This is a genomic window from Cognatundibacterium aquatile (assembly GCF_014699135.1).
Lineage (GTDB): Bacteria > Pseudomonadota > Gammaproteobacteria > Burkholderiales > Burkholderiaceae_D > Undibacterium > Undibacterium aquatile.
Window position 1 is genome coordinate 88023 of sequence record NZ_JACOFT010000002.1, and the last position, 19499, is coordinate 107521.

The 19499-nt window shown below is 45.1% G+C and carries 17 protein-coding genes; 8 read left to right on the forward strand and 9 right to left on the reverse strand.

Annotated elements, in window-relative coordinates; genetic code table 11:
- The first annotated feature begins 32 nt into the window (after positions 1-32).
- The 7 genes from H8K26_RS04815 to purL all read left to right on the forward strand — a co-directional run bounded on the left by H8K26_RS04815 (position 33) and on the right by purL (position 10549).
- Positions 33-932: a CheR family methyltransferase gene (locus H8K26_RS04815; protein ID WP_190477797.1), complete on the forward strand. Its 900-nt coding sequence runs from the start codon at positions 33-35 to the stop codon at positions 930-932.
- Positions 929-1537 carry a chemoreceptor glutamine deamidase CheD gene (gene cheD / locus H8K26_RS04820; RefSeq protein WP_190477799.1) on the forward strand — a complete coding sequence of 203 codons (609 nt, stop codon included), beginning with the start codon at positions 929-931 and terminating at the stop codon, positions 1535-1537. Before H8K26_RS04815 ends, cheD begins: the two co-directional genes overlap by 4 nt.
- A gap of 50 nt (positions 1538-1587) precedes the next feature.
- Positions 1588-2664 (forward strand): protein-glutamate methylesterase/protein-glutamine glutaminase, encoded by a 1077-nt coding sequence (locus H8K26_RS04825; protein ID WP_186885541.1) that lies wholly within the window; start codon positions 1588-1590, stop codon positions 2662-2664.
- Between the two features lie 101 nt (positions 2665-2765).
- Positions 2766-3161: a chemotaxis response regulator CheY gene (gene cheY, locus H8K26_RS04830; RefSeq protein WP_186885540.1), complete on the forward strand. Its 396-nt coding sequence runs from the start codon at positions 2766-2768 to the stop codon at positions 3159-3161.
- A 295-nt stretch (positions 3162-3456) separates the two neighbouring features.
- Positions 3457-4671: an EAL and HDOD domain-containing protein gene (locus H8K26_RS04835; protein ID WP_186885539.1), complete on the forward strand. Its 1215-nt coding sequence runs from the start codon at positions 3457-3459 to the stop codon at positions 4669-4671.
- A gap of 75 nt (positions 4672-4746) precedes the next feature.
- Positions 4747-6411 (forward strand): ArnT family glycosyltransferase, encoded by a 1665-nt coding sequence (locus H8K26_RS04840; protein ID WP_190477801.1) that lies wholly within the window; start codon positions 4747-4749, stop codon positions 6409-6411.
- Between the two features lie 139 nt (positions 6412-6550).
- Complete coding sequence (gene purL / locus H8K26_RS04845; protein ID WP_190477803.1) at positions 6551-10549, forward strand: phosphoribosylformylglycinamidine synthase; 3999 nt, start codon at positions 6551-6553, stop codon at positions 10547-10549.
- Positions 10550-10684: 135 nt separating this feature from the next.
- Here purL and H8K26_RS04850 read toward each other — a convergent pair whose 3' ends face one another.
- The 8 genes from H8K26_RS04850 to H8K26_RS04885 form a co-directional block, all read right to left on the reverse strand.
- Positions 10685-11458 (reverse strand): peptidylprolyl isomerase, encoded by a 774-nt coding sequence (locus H8K26_RS04850; RefSeq protein ID WP_186897235.1) that lies wholly within the window; start codon positions 11456-11458, stop codon positions 10685-10687.
- A 54-nt stretch (positions 11459-11512) separates the two neighbouring features.
- Entirely contained in the window at positions 11513-11785 is a 273-nt protein-coding gene (locus H8K26_RS04855) for a BolA family protein (RefSeq protein ID WP_186885535.1), read from the reverse strand.
- Positions 11782-12405, reverse strand: a complete 624-nt coding sequence (locus tag H8K26_RS04860) for a septation protein A (protein ID WP_190477805.1) — start codon at positions 12403-12405, stop codon at positions 11782-11784. Before H8K26_RS04860 ends, H8K26_RS04855 begins: the two co-directional genes overlap by 4 nt.
- Positions 12406-12412: 7 nt before the next feature.
- Entirely contained in the window at positions 12413-12811 is a 399-nt protein-coding gene (gene msrB, locus H8K26_RS04865; RefSeq protein ID WP_190477807.1) for a peptide-methionine (R)-S-oxide reductase MsrB, read from the reverse strand.
- Positions 12812-12823: 12 nt separating this feature from the next.
- Positions 12824-14320, reverse strand: a complete 1497-nt coding sequence (locus H8K26_RS04870; protein ID WP_190477809.1) for a protein adenylyltransferase SelO — start codon at positions 14318-14320, stop codon at positions 12824-12826.
- A 159-nt stretch (positions 14321-14479) separates the two neighbouring features.
- A complete protein-coding gene (locus tag H8K26_RS04875) occupies positions 14480-16318 on the reverse strand; it encodes a chemotaxis protein CheA (RefSeq protein ID WP_186885531.1) in 1839 nt (612 codons plus the stop codon).
- On the reverse strand, positions 16318-17079 hold the full coding sequence (locus tag H8K26_RS04880; protein ID WP_190477811.1) for a protein phosphatase CheZ: 762 nt from the start codon (positions 17077-17079) through the stop codon (positions 16318-16320). Before H8K26_RS04880 ends, H8K26_RS04875 begins: the two co-directional genes overlap by 1 nt.
- A 245-nt stretch (positions 17080-17324) precedes the next feature.
- A complete protein-coding gene (locus tag H8K26_RS04885) occupies positions 17325-17807 on the reverse strand; it encodes a putative toxin-antitoxin system toxin component, PIN family (RefSeq protein ID WP_186885529.1) in 483 nt (160 codons plus the stop codon).
- A gap of 23 nt (positions 17808-17830) precedes the next feature.
- Between H8K26_RS04885 and yaaA the strand changes: the two genes are divergently transcribed.
- Positions 17831-18610: a peroxide stress protein YaaA gene (gene yaaA / locus H8K26_RS04890; RefSeq protein WP_190477813.1), complete on the forward strand. Its 780-nt coding sequence runs from the start codon at positions 17831-17833 to the stop codon at positions 18608-18610.
- 55 nt (positions 18611-18665) lie between these two features.
- Here the strand turns inward: yaaA and H8K26_RS04895 are convergent, their stop codons facing one another.
- Positions 18666-19472, reverse strand: coding sequence for an outer membrane protein assembly factor BamD (locus tag H8K26_RS04895; RefSeq protein ID WP_186885527.1), 807 nt, complete (start codon positions 19470-19472; stop codon positions 18666-18668).
- Between the last annotated feature and the right edge of the window lie 27 nt (positions 19473-19499).

Below are 19499 nucleotides of genomic sequence, written 5' to 3' on the forward strand. Positions count from 1 at the left end.
ATAAGTTCTGAGTTTAGTTTTGAAAGTCTTTGATGAGAAATATTGGCGCAAAAGAGAGATCGGAAAACTCAAAGGAGTTTGAATTTCACGCTCGTGACTTTGATCGTGTGAGAGAGCTGATATATAAGAGGGCAGGCATATCTCTCGCCGATAGCAAGCAAGAGATGGTTTATAGTCGTCTCGCAAGGCGTTTACGGGCGACAGGAATAAATTCATTCTCGGATTATCTGAACAGTTTGGAGAGAGAGCACGATAGTTTGGAGTGGGAGGCTTTTACGAATGCCTTAACTACAAATTTGACATCCTTTTTTCGGGAAGAACACCATTTCCCTATTCTTGCGGATTTTGTAAAACATCGTAAGCAACCAATTCAAATTTGGTGTTCCGCCAGCTCTACCGGAGAGGAGCCGTATTCGATCGCCATGACTCTTTGTGAGGCCTTTGGTACTTTGCGTCCCCCAGCGCATATCGTGGCTACGGATATTGATACTAACGTTTTGAATACTGCGTCGAAAGGTGTTTATAACATCGACAGGGTAGAGAAATTATCTCCAGATCGGGTGAAAAAATTTTTCCTTAAAGGAAAAGGTAACCAAGATGGACTTGTCAGAGTAAGGCAAGAGCTAATCGATATGATTACCTTCAAACAGCTTAATTTGCTTGCTGATAGTTGGCCGCTGTCAGGGGAGTTTGACGCGATTTTTTGTCGAAACGTGATGATCTATTTTGATAAGCCCACTCAGGGCAAAATTCTCAGGAAATTCGTTCCATTAATGAAGCACGATGCATTATTGTTCGCGGGACATTCTGAGAATTTTTTATACGTGTCGGATGATTTTAAGTTGAAGGGGAAAACCGTGTACGAGCTTTCTTCTGGTAATGCTGCCAATGGACGAGTTGCAACAAATCATTTGCACAAAGGTAGCTTATGAGTAAGTTGAGTGAAGAGCATTTTGCAACAAACGTATATTTTGACAGGACGTTTGATTGTGATGCCGCAAAAATTTTGCCAGGAGAGTTTTATTTCACGAACAAAGACATGTTGATCGTGACGGTTCTTGGCTCTTGTGTTTCTGCTTGCATTCGTGATCGTGTGACTGGAGTAGGGGGGATGAATCATTTTATGCTCCCGGATACCGGTGGGGATGCAGATAATCCTGTTTCTGCCTCTATGCGTTACGGTACCTATGCAATGGAGGTGCTTATTAATGAGCTACTGAAAGCTGGTGCGAAGCGAGAAAACATGGAAGCAAAAGTTTTTGGTGGTGGAAATGTGTTGCGTGGTTTTACAGCTATCAACGTAGGTGAAAGAAATGCAAAGTTCGTCCTGGATTACTTAAGGGCGGAGCGCATGCGTGTGATTGCGGAGGATCTGAATGATATCTATCCTCGCAAAGTATATTTTTTTCCAAAAACGGGTAAGGTTCTCGTCAAAAAATTAAAAGTAGAACACAATGACACACTGAGAAAACGTGAGCAGGATTATGCAAGTCGCTTAAAAACGACCTCTGTGGGTGGGGAAGTCGATTTGTTTTAATTTTGACCTGAACTTTTTGTAAGCTTCAGGCGAATATGGAATTTTTCCAGATGAAAATAAAAGTATTAATTGTTGATGATTCGGCGCTCATTCGTAGCGTCATGAGTGAAATTATTCGTAGCCAACCGGATATGGAAGTTGTTGGCGTCGCACCTGATCCGCTGGTTGCCAGAGAACTGATTAAGCAGACTAATCCGGATGTTTTGACTTTAGATGTCGAAATGCCGAAGATGGATGGTTTGGATTTTCTTGAGCGCCTGATGCGTTTGAGGCCGATGCCGGTCATTATGGTGTCCTCACTGACTGAGCGAGGGTCAGAGATCACGATGAAGGCTCTGGAGTTAGGGGCTGTTGATTTTGTCTCAAAGCCTAAAATGTCGATTCAGAGTGGCATGCTTGATTATGCTGAGTTAATCGCCGATAAAATCCGTATTGCGTCAAAAGCAAAAATCCGACCAAGAGTGCTTTCTGCTGTTGATCATACTAAAGATACGCCGGGTGCTTTGCCATTGGTGCGTAATCCTTTAACCAGTAGTGAAAAACTGATTATTATCGGTGCTTCCACCGGAGGCACTGAAGCGATAAAGAATTTTCTTGTGCAAATGCCGTCAGATTGTCCAGGTATTTTAATTACTCAGCATATGCCAGAAGGCTTTACCCGCTCTTTTGCAAAGCGACTTGACGGTTTATGTAAAATTTCTGTATCTGAGGCTGTGGGCGGAGAGCGTGTTTTGCCTGGGCATGCGTATATTGCACCAGGACATTCACATTTACTCCTTGCCCGTAGTGGCGCTAATTATGTAACCCAACTCGATACCGGAGAGCCTGTAAATCGGCATCGCCCATCTGTTGATGTCCTATTCCGTTCTGCTGCTACTTATGCCGGTAAAAATGCTGTTGGTGTTATATTGACTGGCATGGGGAAAGATGGTGCTGCCGGCATGTTGGAAATGAAAAACGCTGGTGCTTATAATTTTGCGCAAGATGAAGCAACTTGTGTAGTATTTGGAATGCCTCGGGAAGCAATTGCAATCGGTGCGACACATGAAGTTGCGCCCTTAAACGAATTGCCAACAAAGGTATTGCATTATTTGGCAACACATGGAAGCCGTGCACTTAGGGTTTGATGGAGTGAGGAGACATGCTTCAATGCAATTTAACCCACCTCTTATTCTTAAATTGACCGATAATATTAGTAATTGTATTCAAAGAAATAATGGAGTAATTCATGGCCGATCAAAACCTTAAATTTTTAGTTGTAGACGATTTTTCTACTATGCGTCGCATAGTAAGAAATTTGCTTAAAGAGTTAGGCTACTCCAATGTGGATGAGGCTGAGGACGGAGCGATGGGGCTTGCGAAGTTGAAAAACGGTGACTTCGACTTTATTATTTCTGACTGGAATATGCCTAATATGGATGGCCTCACTATGTTGCAACATATTCGTGCTGATCCTGCGCTTTCTAAAATTCCGGTTCTGATGGTTACTGCAGAGGCGAAGAAAGAAAACATTATTGCTGCTGCACAAGCTGGTGCGAATGGCTATGTTGTTAAGCCGTTTACTGCCGCAACCTTGGATGAAAAGCTTTCGAAAATTTTTGAGAAATTGGGTAAGAGCGCCTGATTTAAGCTGCTGCCAAATGCGGATGCGTTAGTGAGTTGGTTTATCTCAGACTTTCTATCTGACAGCTGTCTTGGTTTTGTAGGCACTCTGTGGCAGAGTGCCTGCCGAATATTCTGAAATGAGATACTTGTCTTAGTCGGATGAAATTAAAAAAGTGATTGAATTTTTTTAAAATTATCTGCAAAAACCTCGAGACAAAAAATGTTCTTGCCTATCAGTGAAATTAAATGAGCTGTTGGATGAATTCTGTTCCTGATGATTTTGTCTTTGTGGTTAAATAAATAATAAATTCTATATGATTGAAGATAATTTCATCTTAAGAGAACCGCTGCTTGACCCTAAGCAACGCGTGATTGGTTTTCAGTTTTCATGGCAACAAGCGGATTCCAACGCTCAGTTAGACAGCCAAAATCTTGATTATTTACTGGAATTTGTTGCCGGTCATCTGAATGATGATGACGGTTTTTTACTTGCGGACAGCTTGGTGTTTCTTGAAGCATTGCCTGAATTATTGCATGCTGATGGACTCAAATCATTTCCACCAAAAAATACTGTCTTGATTTTGCATAAAAAGTATTTTGCAGATGAATCTACCCTGGAGGCAGTGAAGGAGCTGCGGGCTTTGGGCTTTGGCATTTGCCTTCGTGGAGCTGAAGTTACAACGCTGGAGCGTTCATTTTTTGCATTTGTCTCTCATATTGAGGTGCAATTAAATGCGGCTAACTTTGCGTCTCAGGCAAAAGTATATGCATCCTTGAAGCAATCGTCGGTCAAGATGGTGGCGCGTAATGTATCTACGTGGCAGGATTTTGATGCTTGTGCAGCTTTGGGTTTGGATAGTTTTGTTGGGAAGTTGCATTTGATTCCAAGACCCAGTTCCGCGCCAAAAAGCTTGAATCCAGCGCAGACTACGATATTGCAGTTGATGGAAATGGTCAGAAAGAATGCGGATGTCCAGCAGCTGGAGTTGGTTGTTAAACGCGATGCTACGCTGGCATACAAGTTATTGCGTTACATTAATTCTGCTGGTTTTGGCCTGCGCACAGAAATTCAGTCGTTGAAGCATGCGGTACAAATGTTAGGCTACAGTCCGCTATACAGATGGTTAACTGTTTTGCTTGCAACCGCAAGTACCAGCGGATATTCGCCGGTTCTGCTGGAAACTGCAATTGTACGCGGGCGCTTTGCTGAGTTGCTCGGTCAAATGAAAATGCCGAAGTCTGAAGCGGAAAATCTTTTTGTTGCAGGGATGTTTTCCTTGCTTGATCGCTTACTTGGTTTGCCGATGGAAGATGTACTCTCGACTATACAGTTACCCGAAGTTGTTACCGAGGCATTGATTTCGAGGGAAGGGGTTTTTGGTCCTTACCTAGCCTTGGCAGAGGCATGTGAGTTGAATAGTATGCTGGTTGGTTCTTTGGCTGAGTCGCTAAAGATTTCCGCCGAGGACGTAAATACAGCTCATTTGGCTGCTTTAGTGTGGGCGAAAAATGTAGCGACAGCTGCATAACGATACTGATTGGCAAAAACGGCAAGCCTTCATGCTTGCCGTTTTTTTATTTATTGATCTGATACAAAATTACTGATGAAGCGCGAGCATAACATTCAATTTCCAGAAATACCTCTTTGGTTGGTATGGGGTATTGTTTGTTATTTTGTGAGCTTCAAGTTGGGCAGCTATCCGATTCTGGATAACAATGAAGGATTGTACGCAGAAATCCCCCGTGAAATGTTACGTTCCGGTGATTGGCACCAGTGGATTATTCCTCATCTGAACGGGCTGCCATACATGGAGAAACCGCCTCTGTTGTATTGGTTGACTGCGGTTTTTTTTGCGGCATTTGGTGAGTCAGAGTGGGTTGCGAGATTGGTTCCGGTGTCCTCTGGTATTGGATGCGTGGGACTGATTTTGTGGTTCACTAAATCAATAGGGCGAGAGTACGCTGGCAGGTTGGCGGCTATTGTGTTTATCAGCAGTCTAGGCGTTACTGCGATGTCCCGTATCCTGATGTTTGATATGTTGCTGACCGTATTGCTGACGGCGGCAGTGATGTCGGGATATCTGTTCTGCGTAAGAAAACAACGTAAATTACTCTACGTATGTATGGCTATGCTGGCGCTTGCTTTGCTGGCGAAGGGATTTGTTGCGTTGATTTTATTTTTCGCGGTTATGGGCACTTACCTTGCGTTAAGCTCGTCAACGTTGAAAAACTTCCTGTCTCGTTTATATGAGTGTTTGCACTGGAAGGGGTTGTTGGTTTTTTTCCTCATTGCGACTCCGTGGCATATCGCAGCAATGCTGGTTGAACCTATTTTCCCCTGGTTTTATTTCATTAACGAACACATCTTAAGATTCCTGGGGAAGAGGGAGCCGCATGATTACTATGCAGGTGCTTGGTGGTATTACCTTCCACGGGCGTTGCTGTTTCTATTCCCATGGTCATTTTTCCTTCCGGTCTTAGCATTTGCCCGAACGAATATTGCACGTCAGCGGGATATACATTTGTTCTTGTGTATTGCCTGGCTGATACCTATGGTATTTTTTTCTGTGTCCAGTGCGAAGGCAAATTATTATCTCGTGATTGTGATGCCTTTTGTGGCGATTCAACTGGCATTGATGTTGGAAGACGCGAAATTTGGTGGTCGCTGGGGGCTGGTAATTCCAGGGGCACTGTTGTCAATTTTATTTTTCGCGCTGACCTTGTGGTTTTTAAATGGGAAAAACGAAGCCCTGAATGGCCTGTTTATTAAGGGAATTTTTACCCGGTATTTTGCTGAAATTTTGTTGATCACATCAATTCTGGTGACGTTTTTCTCATACCGTATACGTAAACTGGGTGTTTTGTTATACGTTTTGGTTCCGATGATGAGTTTGCCGGCCATGTTGCAAGTGATCGATGTGAGGCAAAATTATGTTTCCACAAAAGAAGTTGCTGCATGGTTGAGGACGGATTTTCCTCGGTCTGAGGTTATCTTGTACCGTGTTTTTGAGCATCAATCTTCATTGCCATTTTATTTGAAAGCCCCGGTTCGAATCGTTGATAGCCGAAGCAGTGATTTATTTTGGGGTAACAAGCTTCACAAAAATAATATCGTGCTAAGCGATATGCAGTTTCAGATTCTGCTTGATAAGCAAAAGATTGCATTGATGGTTCTGAAAGAAGATTTACCTGATTTCAGACAAAAGAAGTATTTTTCTGAATTTAAACTGACCAGAGAATCTGGTAATACTCTGATTTTTACTAATTAATTCAGATATTTACTGAATTTAAAACCGATGCCTTCTGGAGCCTGTAAGGGCATCAAGGTATAATCACGCTTTTCTCATCCAACCTGCGATAGTTAGAGAGAAACTGTCTCCTGCTATTGCCTCAACTACTCCTCTAGCCATGTTGATATTGCCAGGCTCCAATGCCCTGTCTGCTTTCCGTACATCCAATCTTCTGAATCGTTTGCAGGAAGTCGATGCAAATATTATCGGCGTCACTGCAAGATACCAACATTTTGTTGATGTCAGCGTTGAATTGCAAAAGAATGATATTGAACGTCTTGAAGCTTTATTAGTTTACGGCGACCGTTTCAATGGATCTCAGGACGGTGAATCTTTTATCGTTATTCCGCGTATCGGCACGATTTCTCCGTGGGCAAGTAAAGCAACTGATATTGCGCGCAATTGTGGTATGCATCAGGTGCATCGTATCGAGCGTGGTATCAGCTACTTTGTACAAATGAAAACAGGCTTTTTTGGTGGAACCAAAGAAGTGAAGCAGTCATCCCGAGAAGCCATATCTGCTTTATTGCATGATCGTATGACTGAAATGGTATTGACGAATCTTGGTGATGCCGGTGCGCTGTTTTCCGAGTTGCAAGCAAAACCTCTGGAATCTGTTGATATTTTGGGCGGTGGTAAAAATGCCTTGCTGAATGCCAATACCGAGTTAGGCCTTGCCTTATCCGATGACGAAATCGATTATCTGGTAGATGCTTTTAATTCCGTCAAACGTAATCCGACTGATGTTGAATTAATGATGTTTGCACAAGCAAACAGCGAGCATTGTCGTCATAAAATATTTAATGCAGACTGGACTATTGATGGTGTTGAGCAAGATAAGTCTTTGTTTCAGATGATTAAAAACACCCACGAGCTGCATCCACAGGGAACCGTCGTTGCTTATAGTGATAATTCCTCAATTATCGAAGGTGCAAAAGTTCAGCGTTTTTATCCTCGCGACAGTAAAACGGGTACTTATGCGCTGTCGGAAGAATTAACCCATATTTTAATGAAGGTGGAGACGCATAACCATCCGACCGCAATTTCACCATTTCCTGGCGCATCTACCGGCGCAGGCGGCGAAATTCGTGATGAAGGTGCGACCGGCAGAGGGGCAAAACCTAAAGCAGGATTGACAGGATTTACCGTTTCTAATCTGTCACTCCCGGGAATGAATCAGCCTTGGGAAAACGCTACGGATTGTGATGGCGGTGCAGAAACAGAATCTGCGTACGGAAAACCTGACCGCATCGCTTCGCCATTGCAAATCATGATTGATGGGCCCTTGGGTGGTGCCGCATTTAACAATGAGTTTGGTCGCCCTAATTTAGGGGGCTATTTCCGTACTTATGAACAAAATGTTGGCGGTACTGTGTACGGCTATCATAAACCCATCATGATCGCTGGTGGTATCGGCAGTATTTCAGCTCAACATACCAAGAAAAATGATTTGCCGGTAGGTAGCTTGTTGATACAACTTGGCGGACCAGGTATGCGTATCGGGATGGGCGGCAGTGCCGCTTCTTCTATGGCGACGGGAACAAATACTGCTGATCTTGATTTTGATTCGGTTCAACGCGGCAATCCAGAAATGGAGCGGCGCGCGCAGGAGGTGATCAATTCTTGCTGGCAAATGGCTGATGCGAATCCGATTTTATCTATCCATGATGTTGGCGCCGGTGGTTTGTCGAACGCGTTTCCTGAAATAACGAATGACGCAAAGCGTGGGGCCATATTTGATTTGCGCAAAGTGCATCTGGAAGAAAGCGGTATGGCTCCAAAAGAAATCTGGAGTAACGAATCACAAGAACGTTATGTACTCGCAATTGCTCCTGAGAGTCTGGAACTTTTCCGTGGCTTTTGTGAGCGCGAACGTTGTCCGTTTGCCGTAGTCGGTACTGCGACAGAAGAACGGCAATTGAAAGTGATCGATCCAGAACATAGCAATACACCTGTCGATATGCCGATGAATGTATTGCTGGGCAAACCTCCTAAGATGCACAGAAACGTTGAGCGCCTGCAGACATCATATAAACCCTTGGATCTGACGGGTATCAGTCTTGATGATGCGGCGGAGCGCGTTTTAAGTTTACCTACAGTTGCTGATAAATCGTTTCTGATTACGATCGGCGACAGAACAGTTGGTGCAACGACCGTACGTGATCAGATGGTTGGACCATGGCAGGTACCTGTGGCTGATTGTGCCGTGACAACAATGAGTTTTGAGGGCGTTCTGGGTGAGGCAATGGCCATGGGTGAGCGCACTCCGCTCGCGGTCATTAATGCGCCGGCTTCCGGTCGTATGGCCGTTGGTGAAGCGATTACGAATATTGCTGCGGCACCGATCAAAGATATTTCAGATATCAAATTATCTGCCAACTGGATGGCGGCTTGCGGTCAGCCGGGTCAGGATGCTGCCTTGTTTGATACAGTGAAAGCTGTCGGCATGGATTTATGCCCGGCACTTGGCATCAGTATTCCAGTCGGTAAAGATTCGCTGTCAATGCGTACAACGTGGAAAGATAGTGACGACAATAAGTCTGTCACGTCGCCAGTGTCATTGATCATATCGGGTTTCTCACCTGTCTATGATGTGCGTAAGACACTGACGCCGCAAATACGCCTGGATAAAGGTGATACAAGCCTGATTCTGATTGATCTTGGTCGTGGGCGAAATCGCCTCGGTGCTTCGGCTTTTGCACAAGTGATGCAAGTGATTGGCAATGAGGTGCCAGATGTTGACAGCGCTGCTGACCTGAAGGCTTTCTTCGCTGCTATTCAGCAATTGAACAGTGAAGATAAACTGCTGGCTTATCATGACCGTTCTGACGGTGGTTTGTTTGCGACTTTATGCGAGATGGCGTTTGCTGGTCGCACAGGGTTGGCGATTAATCTCGATATCCTGACGATGGAAACCGAGCATGCTGCAGATCAGGGCGACGCCAAAAATTGGGCCGGTCAAGTAGCGGAAAGAAGAAATGATCTGACATTACGGGCATTGTTCAATGAAGAATTAGGCGCCGTGATTCAGGTGCGCACCGAACAACGCTCTGAAGTCATGGATGTTTTACGCTCACATAATCTCGGTGCCTGTAGCCACATTATTGGCAAGCCGAATGCCAGTGACTCGATAGAGTTTTACCGTGATGTAAAACAGATCTTCAAAAAACTTAGATCAGAACTCCATCGGACATGGAGCAAAACCAGCTGGCAGATCGCTCGCCTGCGCGATAATCCGGCTTGCGCTGATGCAGAGTACGCCCGCATCAGTGATGTGCAAGACCCAGGGATGCAGCCCAAGTTAAGTTTTGATATCAATGACGATGTTGCTGCTCCGTTTATCGCTACCGGTGTTCGTCCTAAGGTGGCAATCTTGCGCGAACAGGGTGTGAACTCTCACATCGAAACTGCTTATGTCATGCATAAGGCGGGATTTGAATCTGTCGACGTACATATGAGCGATTTGATTGCTGGTCGTGCGAATCTGAATCATTTTAAAGGCTTGATCGCTGTCGGTGGCTTCTCTTATGGAGACGTATTGGGGGCGGGTGAGGGCTGGGCAAAAACGATCTTGTTTAATGCGATGTTGTCTCAGCAATTCTCTGAGTTTTTCCACAGAACTGACACATTTGGTTTGGGTATTTGTAATGGTTGTCAGATGATGAGTAATCTGAAATCGATTATCCCTGGGGCGGAAGCGTGGCCGAAATTTACCAAGAACAAATCTGAACAATTCGAAGCACGTTTTTCGATGGTTGAAGTGTTGGATTCTGCTTCTGTCTTTTTCAGTGGCATGGCGGGGACGCAAACTCCAATCGCGGTAGCCCATGGCGAAGGTTTTGCTGATTTTTCTACGACCGGCGATATTGCTAAGGCACAAGTGGCAATGCGATTCGTTAACAACAGCGGAGATGTTACTGAAAGCTATCCGTACAATCCGAATGGTTCTCCGCTGGGCATTACTTCTGTAACGAATCTGGACGGACGCTTTACTGTGATGATGCCGCACGCCGAACGTGTGTTCCGCACAGCGATTCATTCCTGGCATCCGGATGACTGGAATGAAGACTCACCATGGATGCGCATGTTCCGAAATGCAAGAAAGTGGGTGGGTTGATCTAAGGTTGAATTGAAGAAAGGGGGCTTTTGCCCCCTTTCTTATTTTTGTGATTTTGCTGATTTTATTTGACCGCATCGCAAATAAAAAAGAGGCGTTTAATACGCCTCTTTTTTGAACTGAACCTGATTGTAATTACTGAACTTTTGCTTTTTTCACCAACGCTTGTTGATAAGCCTGCACTTTTTGTTGCTGCAGTCCATCAACGATCTGTGGTTTTACTTCTTCCAGTGTCGGGAATTTTGCTGTGCGTACATCATCTAATTTGATGATGTGAAAGCCAAATTCAGTTTTAACCGGTGTTTCGGTAAACTGACCCTTTTGCAAAGCAGTCATTGCTTGAGAGAATGCAGGAACGAATGTTGCTGGTGTTGCCCAGTCAAGATCACCGCCTTTTGCTGCGGATCCTGTATCTTTAGATTGTTTAGCTAATTCTTCAAATTTAGCGCCAGCTTTCAATTTCAAAATGATCGCTTTTGCATCATCTTCTTTTTCTACCAGAATATGATAGGCGTGATATTCCTTGTCGCCAGCTTGTGCTTTTGCTTTGTCGTATTCAGCCTGTACTTCGGCATCGGAAACAGGATTTTTCTTTACATAATCAATCATCAGCGCACGAATCAGCAAAGATTGACGGGCGATTTCCAATTGATTTTTTACTTCTGCATTCGAAGCGAGGCCAGATTTTTCGGCTTCCTGCATTAATACTTCACGATTAATCAGTTCTTGCTTCACCATTGCGCGCAACTGTGGGCTGTCTTGCTGACCTTGCGATGCCAGTTGTTTGACCATTGCATCTACGCGAGAAGAAGGAATTGCTTTGCCATTGACTACAGCAAGATTTTGAGCCATTGCAGGCAGGGCTGTTGCAAGAAGTACTACCAGCAAATGAGCAGGTTTAAAAGTCATTGTCTGTTCCTAAAATAACAAAATAAAAAACGGATTATAAGTAAACTGCTTAGGTTAGGTCGGTATCTCTGACGGAGCAAGTGCACTGATTGCCAGTGCGTGAATTTCCGTGTGCATCATATCGCCAATGGCATCATACACCAGACGATGGCGGGAAATGCGATTTAAGCCCTCAAATTGAGGACAAATTATTTTCAAACTGTAATGACTTCCTCCTGATGCGGCACCTGCATGCCCTGCATGTGCATGGGAGTCATCCTGAAGTTCACACAGTACAGGGTGCAAATTTTCTGTCAGACGTATGTGTAATTTTTCAAAACGTGTCATGACTCAGTTTCTTCCATGTATTTTGTTAAAAATAAGCTTTGAATAATAACGAATGCAGGCATGATCCCTATCATAGATATCAGCTTGAAATTCGCCCAGGCTGACGTCGTGAAATTGTAGGCTACCAACAGATTCGCTATTCCCATTACTGAAAAAAAGCAGATCCACGCAAGACTGAGGCGAGACCAGATTTGCTCCGGGAGTTTTACTTGCGATTCCATTGCAGTACGGATCAGATTTTTCTTAAAGCCAAACTGTGCCAGCAAAAACGCTACGGCATAACACCAGTAAAGGACAGTTGGTTTCCATTTAATAAATGCTTCGCTATGGAAATAAATAGTTGCGCTGCCGAATACCATGATGACGATGAATGAAATCCAAAGCATTGCATCGACCTTCTTTCTACGTATAAGCAGATAGGTGATCTGGCATACAGATGCAACCAGTGTCACAGCCGTGGCAAGTAGAATTGGCGCAACTTCCTCGGTGCTGCCGCCACCGGACACAAGTTCGGAAAGAAATTCAGTTATATACGCCTGTGCAGCAGTAGGGTGGCTCTCCCCCCATTTGAACGTCACAAAAAACAGAATGACGGGGAAAATATCAAATAAAAATTTCATTAAAAAGTTACTCAGGCAAAGGTTCAAATTTCAAAGACGCAGAATTAATACAATAACGTAGTCCTGTTGGCGGTGGGCCATCAGTAAAGACGTGCCCAAGGTGGGCGTCGCAGATATTACACACAATTTCGGTGCGAGTCATGCCGTGAGATGTGTCTATCTTCTCCAAGACATTCGCGGGGTTGAGTGCACGAAAATAACTTGGCCATCCACAGCCAGAATCAAATTTTGTATCGGATGCAAACAGTGGTGTATTGCAGCAGACGCAAGTGTAGATGCCGATATCGTGGTGATCCCAGTATTTTCCGGTAAACGCTCTTTCCGTGGCTGCATGGCGCGTAACCTGATATTCGATAGGATCAAGCTGAGCGCGCCACTCAGCATCGGTCTTATGTATTTTATTCATATTTTCTTTTGTTTACGAGGAACAACTGATTTCGAGATGTTGTGCCCAAGTCGGTGGCTCATCTGAGTATAGATGATGCTCTGGCTGTTCATCAAAGGGGTGTTCGAGAATTGTCAGCAGCTTTTGGACTTCACTGAAATCCTTATTCTGCGCTTTTTCAATCGCAATTTGCGCAAGATAGTTTCGCAGCACATATTTGGGATTGCTCGCTTGCATACGACTTTGTCTTTCTTTGGCTTTACTGCCTTCAGAGACCAGCCGTGCCCGGTAAAGTTCCAGCCAATCAATCGCAGCTTGAGAATTGCTGAATATGCTGATGAAATCGTCGTCTTTTGAGCTGACGTGATTTTCGAGGTGACTCAGGTATCTGAAAGTGTGCGTGAAATCAGCATGATTTTCCTGCATGATATTAAATAGCTGATCAGTCAGTTCCTTATCGTCATTTTGAATGGTCAATAATCCGAGTTTTTTACGTAGCAGTGCTTCCCATTTATTTGTAAAAGAAGGCGAGTAACAATCCAGTGCCAGTTGCGTATCTTCTACACTGCCTATCAGCGGCAGTAAGGCCTGGCCAAGCGCATGTGTATTCCAGTGTCCGATTGTGGGCTGCATACGGTAGGAGTATCGGCCTTGTTGATCTGTATGATTGCAAATGTGCCTTTCATCATACTTTTCCATAAATCCAAACGGACCGTAGTCCAGTGTTAAGCCCAGGATAGACATGTTGTCTGTATTCATGACGCCATGCATGAATCCGACGGACTGCCAACTGGCGATCAGTTCAGCTGTTTTTTGCGTTACCGTACTGAGGAATGCCTGATAGGGATTGGGCTGTTCCAGTGCTTCAGGATAGTGATGCCTGATCACAAAATCTGCCAGAATTTTTAATTCGTCAGGATGGTTGTTGTAGTACCAATGCTCAAATGATCCAAAACGGATAAAGCTAGGAGCGAGTCGCGTAACAACCGCGCTGGTTTCTACCGTTTCTCGCATCACGCCCTGATCAGACCCAGTGATTGCCAACGCTCTGGATGTCGGTATTCCCAGTGCCTGCATTGCTTCGGAACACAAGAGTTCACGGATCGACGATCTCAGTACTGCTCGTCCATCGCCGGAGCGGGAATAGGGGGTTGGGCCGGCGCCTTTCAGTTGAACTTCAAAGCGTTGCTGATGTTTATCTATGGCATCACCTAAAAGTATCGCCCGACCATCACCGAGTTGCCCTGCCCATGCGCCAAATTGATGACCTGAGTAAACGCTGGCCAGTGGATTCGCCCCGGGAATATTGCAATTCCCAGTGAAAGCCTCAACGTATCTTGGCGTGAGCAGCAATGCCGGATCCAGATTGAATTGTGCCGCAACTGGTGTACTGACGGCGATGGCGTATGGTTGTGGTAGCGGAGTCGGCTGCAAGTGCGTATAGAAACTGGCTGGCAGGCGTGAAAAGGCGCTTGGTTGTAAAAAATTATCCAGATCGCTCACTTGCTTTACTAATGATGATGTTGGCATTGCACGGAATAATGAATATGAATGCCGTTATTCTGACAGAGTACGCGAAAGTCTGTTTTTTGTATTGCTGTAAGACAGGAGAGCGGGCAAGCAGAAAATATAAGGGCTTCAATCCTATCGGAGTGAAGCCCTTTCGTACTTGATGCACTGTGAGAAAAACTACGCCGTCATCATCTCGCGAACTTTGCAGCCGTCAATGAGGAAAGACAGGCTGGTAACCAGAACGAGTTCGCCTTCAGCCGAGCGAGCAGTGCCAGTAATGCCGGGGGTGCTGATGCAGGTGAGTGGTTTGATCACCAGGTCTGCGGTTCCATCTACCGAATCTACCGATAAAATATAAGGATTTGGCGCAGCGATAACAATGCCAACCCGTTCTGACGATGGCATGTAACCGAGCACTTTGCCCAGAGATTTAACCGGTAATGGGCGGCCCAGATCGCGAAGCACAGGTTGACCGCCGACGCTTTCAAATGTCTCAGGCAATTCTACAACACGTTGCACTGTCGCCATAGGAAGTGCCAATGATGCGCCATCGGTACGTACCAGCATCGTTGGGACAATAGAAAGCTCAATTGGTAAGCGGATTAAAAACGTCGTACCTTTACCCAGTTCGGAGGATATGCGGATTGCACCGCGATGACGTTCTACGGCTGTTTTTACAACGTCCATACCTACGCCACGACCCGAAACGCTGGAGGCAACTTCTTTGGTGGAAAAGCCAGGTAAAAATACCAGCTGGAAAGCTTCATCGTCAGTCCGTGCATCGTGTGCGTTGATCAGACCTTTTGAGATGGCTTTATCCCGGAGTCGTTGCGCGTCCATGCCTTTGCCGTCATCAGACACTTCAATCATGACGCTGCTGGCTTCTTGCCACGCTTTCAGTGAAATGGTTGATCTTGCTGTTTTATTGCTTGCCAAGCGTTCTTCTGCAGTTTCAATGCCGTGATCCAGCGCGTTGCGCAGCATATGCACCAATGGATCGTACAGGCTATCAACAACAACGCGGTCAACTTCTGTTTCTGCTCCTTCGATATTTAAATCCACCTCTTTGCCCAAGTCTCTTGCCAGTTCGCGGACAAGGCGAGGGAACTTCTGGAAAAGGCGCCCGACAGGTTGCATGCGGGTGGCTAACGTTGCGCGTTGCAGTTCAGTTGAATAACGAGATGCGCGGGTCAGTGTCTCTGTCAGTGCTGCCATCAAAGGTGCCGCCTGACCATCAAACTTGAATTGTGATAATTTTTCCAGTAACACAGCAGCCTGATTTGCAGCTTGGACAGATTCGCCCGCTACCTCAAGCAGGACGTTCAGCTTCACGGCATCTATCCGTATGCTTTCCTCTTTGGCTGGGGCTGTATGCTTGACGTCTGTGCTGGACAAGGACGATTTAACTGCTTCGTGTTCTTCTTTTGCAGAAGGCGCTTTTGGAGCCGTCGCTACGGCAGTTGCTACTGGTTCAGGTAATGTGCCGGCCGGCGTCACTGCTCTGTAATATGCTTCCCAATCGACGCCGTCAGTATTGTTGGCTGATGGCGTCGATGTACTAACCGCAACCGGTTCAGGCGCAGTTGCCGCTACTTGAGGTGTTGCTGGTGCCGCGGCTTTTTTACTGACCCCCTTGCTCTCAATGGCATCTGTCAGCATCGCTTCCAGTGCTTTCGGCATCGTTGAAAGTTGTTCAGGAGGGACGCCGTTGTTCAGTGCGGTAAGTTGATCGGCAACAAAACCGCTGGCTTCCAATGCTGCCTCGATCGCTTCAGGTGTGACCGCGACTTGGCCGGTTCTCAATGCATCAAACAGGTTTTCTGTTAAATGACATGCAGAAACCATTGCAGACAGGTTCATAAAACCCGCGCCACCTTTGATCGTATGGAACGATCGGAAGACGGCATTCAGTGTATTCATGTCGCCCGGATTACGTTCGAGAGACAACAGGTGTTCTTCTACGTTTGTCGCGAGATCGAGTGCCTCAACGACAAATTCTTTGAGCATATCATCCATCAGAAACCCAGGCTATCAAGAAGATTATCTACGTCATCCTGTTCCAGTGCGGCGTTCGGTACGGATGGCCCCTCCATTAATTCGACTGCTTTCTCTTTCAACTCTGTCGGCGCATTATCAAGAAGTATCTGAGCCAATTCGTGCTCGACCGCTTTATTGATTGCAACGACTTTCTTGATTAACTGACCAGTCAGATCCTGAAAATCTTGCGCCATCATGATATCGAGAAGACGAGCTTTTTCCGCATCCGTTGCTGTCAGAACTGCATTGGCAAAAGTTTTGGAGTCTGATGCTAATGACTTGAATTCTTCTACGCTGAGTTTGCCTTCAAATAAATCGGTCCAACGCACGTCCATGCTCTTCGCTTTTTTGGCGAGTTCATCCTGCTCAGGCATTCCGAGGTCAGTCGCATTGAGTACTTTATTTGCCGCTTGTTCTGTCAATGTTGCAACATACTCCAGCCTATCCTGCGCATCTGCAACCTGAATCGCGACATCAGAGAGGGAGCGATCATAGCCTAACTGTCGCATTGAATCATGCAACATGCGGACAACATTGCCTAAACGATCAAAAATAGGCTTTGTAGACTCAATGTCTGTGTTGCGTGGATTCAGTTTCGGTGGTTGTTCACCAACCTGCATTACGTTGTTTGTCGTTGCTGAAGCAGCGTCCGTTCCTGCGGAGGGTGACGTTTCTGTTTCCTGGCGTTGATTTGCCATCTCTTCAAATAATGCATCAAGATCATCTGCTGAATCGGTCATAATTCTTCACTCTCCATAATCGCTGTGACTTTTGTGCAATTTTTCCACAAATATCATGGGTTATTGTTAATTTTAGGCAAAAATGAGCGTTTTTTTGTACTCAATAGTGCGTTATCTATCTATTTAATTCATTGAGCAATTTTATTTTCAGTAATCTTTTTATTTCTGCCCGTAAATTACATTTCAAGTCTCCACAACATAGTAGCAGTACTTTATCGCAGAATGATCTATGGGAATAAAATTTATCATTGTTTTACTTGATTGTCGTTGGTTTTGCTGTTTTCCTGAGTCCATGCTATTAAAAATTGCTCAGGTGTTTCTACAGAAAAGAGCCCAGCTTTGCGAATTTTTCTTGCCAACTTAAGTAATGCTTTGTCTTTTGTGATCAGTGTGGTTGCGGAGCTGTCTCTGGCGATCTCAAGAAATTTCTGATCATCTTTGTCGCTACAAATTGGTAATCGTATATCCGCATTTAATGGTGGCGCGACGCACTCGATGAGAAGATCGAATTGTTGGCAAATATTTGGCAGCTTATCCTGAGTCACCGGCAGGTGTGGATACTTCAGAACTGCCAGCCATTCTTCTCTGCAGTCGGTGCGGGTAATGGCTTTTAACTGTCCATTTTTTAATCCGTGAAGAATGTCTAGCCAGCGTGGATCATTGAAAACGAATAAATCCAGACAGACATTTGTGTCAATAACGATGTGCTTGGGTATGATTGCGGTCATTATGTTTAATCTCGTTAATTTTTATGTTCATTGTATTATCTCCAGCCAAAAGTCTTGATTTTCAAACCCCGATTTCTACAAATATTTCTACGGTACCTGAGCTTTTGGATGATGCGGAAGAATTGGTATCCATTTCGCGAGGCCTATCTGAGCTTGATTTAATTAAGTTGATGGAAATTTCGCCAGCGTTAGCTTGTTTAAATGTTGATCGTTTTCGGCTATGGACGAAAACGCCAGACTCTGATCGGAGCAGGCAAGCCATTTTTGCATTTAATGGGGATGTTTATGAAGGGTTGAATGCGGCCAGTCTGCAAGCGCACCATTTAACTTATCTACAGAAGCATGTCCGGATTTTATCTGGTTTGTATGGTGTGCTTAGGCCTATGGATCAATTGCAGGCCTACAGGCTGGAGATGGGGACTTCTTTAATGACTCCACGCGGCAAAAATCTGTATCAATTTTGGGGGGGGAAAGTAACTGACCTGTTGAACGAGCAACTGCGTTCTTTAAACGAAAAAGTATTAATTAATCTGGCATCAGAAGAGTATTTTAAAGTTGTTAAACCGACATCATTGAATGCGGACATTATTAATCCGGTTTTCCAGGACTGGAAAAATGGTCGGTACAAAATTATTTCGTTTTATGCCAAGCGTGCGCGCGGATTGATGGCACGTTATTGCGCTGAAAATGCGATTGCAGATCCTGAATTATTAAAAAACTTTAACGTTGACGGTTATTTATACGACGAGGAGGCTTCTGAGAATGGACGTTGGGTTTTCAGGCGACGAACAGAGGAGATTTAAGCGTAGACAAAAAAGCCGGTCATTGACCGGCTTTGCTATTTGAATTTTTTCTACTTCAGGACCAGAACTTCCACCAAGCGGATTTGTTTTTCGCGGTACCTGTCAGGTAAGCGCTGTTAGGAAAATTTTTCAGAAATACGCGATTCGCGTCGTCTCGTAATTCTGTCATTCCCATTGCGTCGTAAGATTTCACCAGTAAAAACATCGCTTCTTCAATTGCCGGCGCATCAGGGTATTCAGTAATTGCAGCCTGCGCGCGGTTGGCGGCAGCGAGGTACGCGCCACGGCGGACGTAGTAACGTGCAACGTGAACATCGTATTGCGCCAGCGCATTGACCAAGTATTTCATACGTGAGATTGCATCCGGAGTGTACTGACTATCCGGAAACTGAGTTGCCAGTTGCTTGAACGCATCGAAAGCATCGCGTGACGCTTTCGGATCGCGCTCTGTAATATCTTGATTTGCCAGGAAATTGAGTAAGCCTAACTGATCGTTAAAATTAATCAGACCACGCAGGTAATACATGTAATCGACATGACTGTGATTCGGATGTAATTTAATGAAACGCTCTACTGCAGCCAGTGCCTGCACCTGATCACCTTGTTTATAGTAAGCATAAGCGGTATCCATCTGTGCTTGCTGGGCGTAGGTACCAAAGGGAAAGCGAGATTCCAGCTTTTCGAAGTACTGAATTGCTTTTTCATATCCGCCATTCGACATTTCGTCTTTTGCTTCAGCGTATAATTTTGATGCGGACCACGTTCTGGTCTCGTCGCCCTTGTCACCAAAAGCCCCGCAGCCGCTTAAAGTCAACGACGCGGCCATAGCCAGAACCAGCAATTTCAAAGATTTAATGTGCATAGATTTGTGCGTGAGCATGAAAACAAT

What these genes read in the sequence shown, in the direction of transcription:
- H8K26_RS04815 (WP_190477797.1), top strand. Translation starts at nt 33, where the DNA reads ATGAGAAATATTGGCGCAAAAGAGAGATCGGAAAACTCAAAGGAGTTT.
- cheD (WP_190477799.1), top strand. Translation starts at nt 929, where the DNA reads ATGAGTAAGTTGAGTGAAGAGCATTTTGCAACAAACGTATATTTTGAC.
- H8K26_RS04825 (WP_186885541.1), top strand. Translation starts at nt 1,588, where the DNA reads ATGAAAATAAAAGTATTAATTGTTGATGATTCGGCGCTCATTCGTAGC.
- cheY (WP_186885540.1), top strand. Translation starts at nt 2,766, where the DNA reads ATGGCCGATCAAAACCTTAAATTTTTAGTTGTAGACGATTTTTCTACT.
- H8K26_RS04835 (WP_186885539.1), top strand. Translation starts at nt 3,457, where the DNA reads ATGATTGAAGATAATTTCATCTTAAGAGAACCGCTGCTTGACCCTAAG.
- H8K26_RS04840 (WP_190477801.1), top strand. Translation starts at nt 4,747, where the DNA reads ATGAAGCGCGAGCATAACATTCAATTTCCAGAAATACCTCTTTGGTTG.
- purL (WP_190477803.1), top strand. Translation starts at nt 6,551, where the DNA reads ATGTTGATATTGCCAGGCTCCAATGCCCTGTCTGCTTTCCGTACATCC.
- H8K26_RS04850 (WP_186897235.1), bottom strand. Translation starts at nt 11,458, where the DNA reads ATGACTTTTAAACCTGCTCATTTGCTGGTAGTACTTCTTGCAACAGCC.
- H8K26_RS04855 (WP_186885535.1), bottom strand. Translation starts at nt 11,785, where the DNA reads ATGACACGTTTTGAAAAATTACACATACGTCTGACAGAAAATTTGCAC.
- H8K26_RS04860 (WP_190477805.1), bottom strand. Translation starts at nt 12,405, where the DNA reads ATGAAATTTTTATTTGATATTTTCCCCGTCATTCTGTTTTTTGTGACG.
- msrB (WP_190477807.1), bottom strand. Translation starts at nt 12,811, where the DNA reads ATGAATAAAATACATAAGACCGATGCTGAGTGGCGCGCTCAGCTTGAT.
- H8K26_RS04870 (WP_190477809.1), bottom strand. Translation starts at nt 14,320, where the DNA reads ATGCCAACATCATCATTAGTAAAGCAAGTGAGCGATCTGGATAATTTT.
- H8K26_RS04875 (WP_186885531.1), bottom strand. Translation starts at nt 16,318, where the DNA reads ATGGATGATATGCTCAAAGAATTTGTCGTTGAGGCACTCGATCTCGCG.
- H8K26_RS04880 (WP_190477811.1), bottom strand. Translation starts at nt 17,079, where the DNA reads ATGACCGATTCAGCAGATGATCTTGATGCATTATTTGAAGAGATGGCA.
- H8K26_RS04885 (WP_186885529.1), bottom strand. Translation starts at nt 17,807, where the DNA reads ATGACCGCAATCATACCCAAGCACATCGTTATTGACACAAATGTCTGT.
- yaaA (WP_190477813.1), top strand. Translation starts at nt 17,831, where the DNA reads ATGTTCATTGTATTATCTCCAGCCAAAAGTCTTGATTTTCAAACCCCG.
- H8K26_RS04895 (WP_186885527.1), bottom strand. Translation starts at nt 19,472, where the DNA reads ATGCACATTAAATCTTTGAAATTGCTGGTTCTGGCTATGGCCGCGTCG.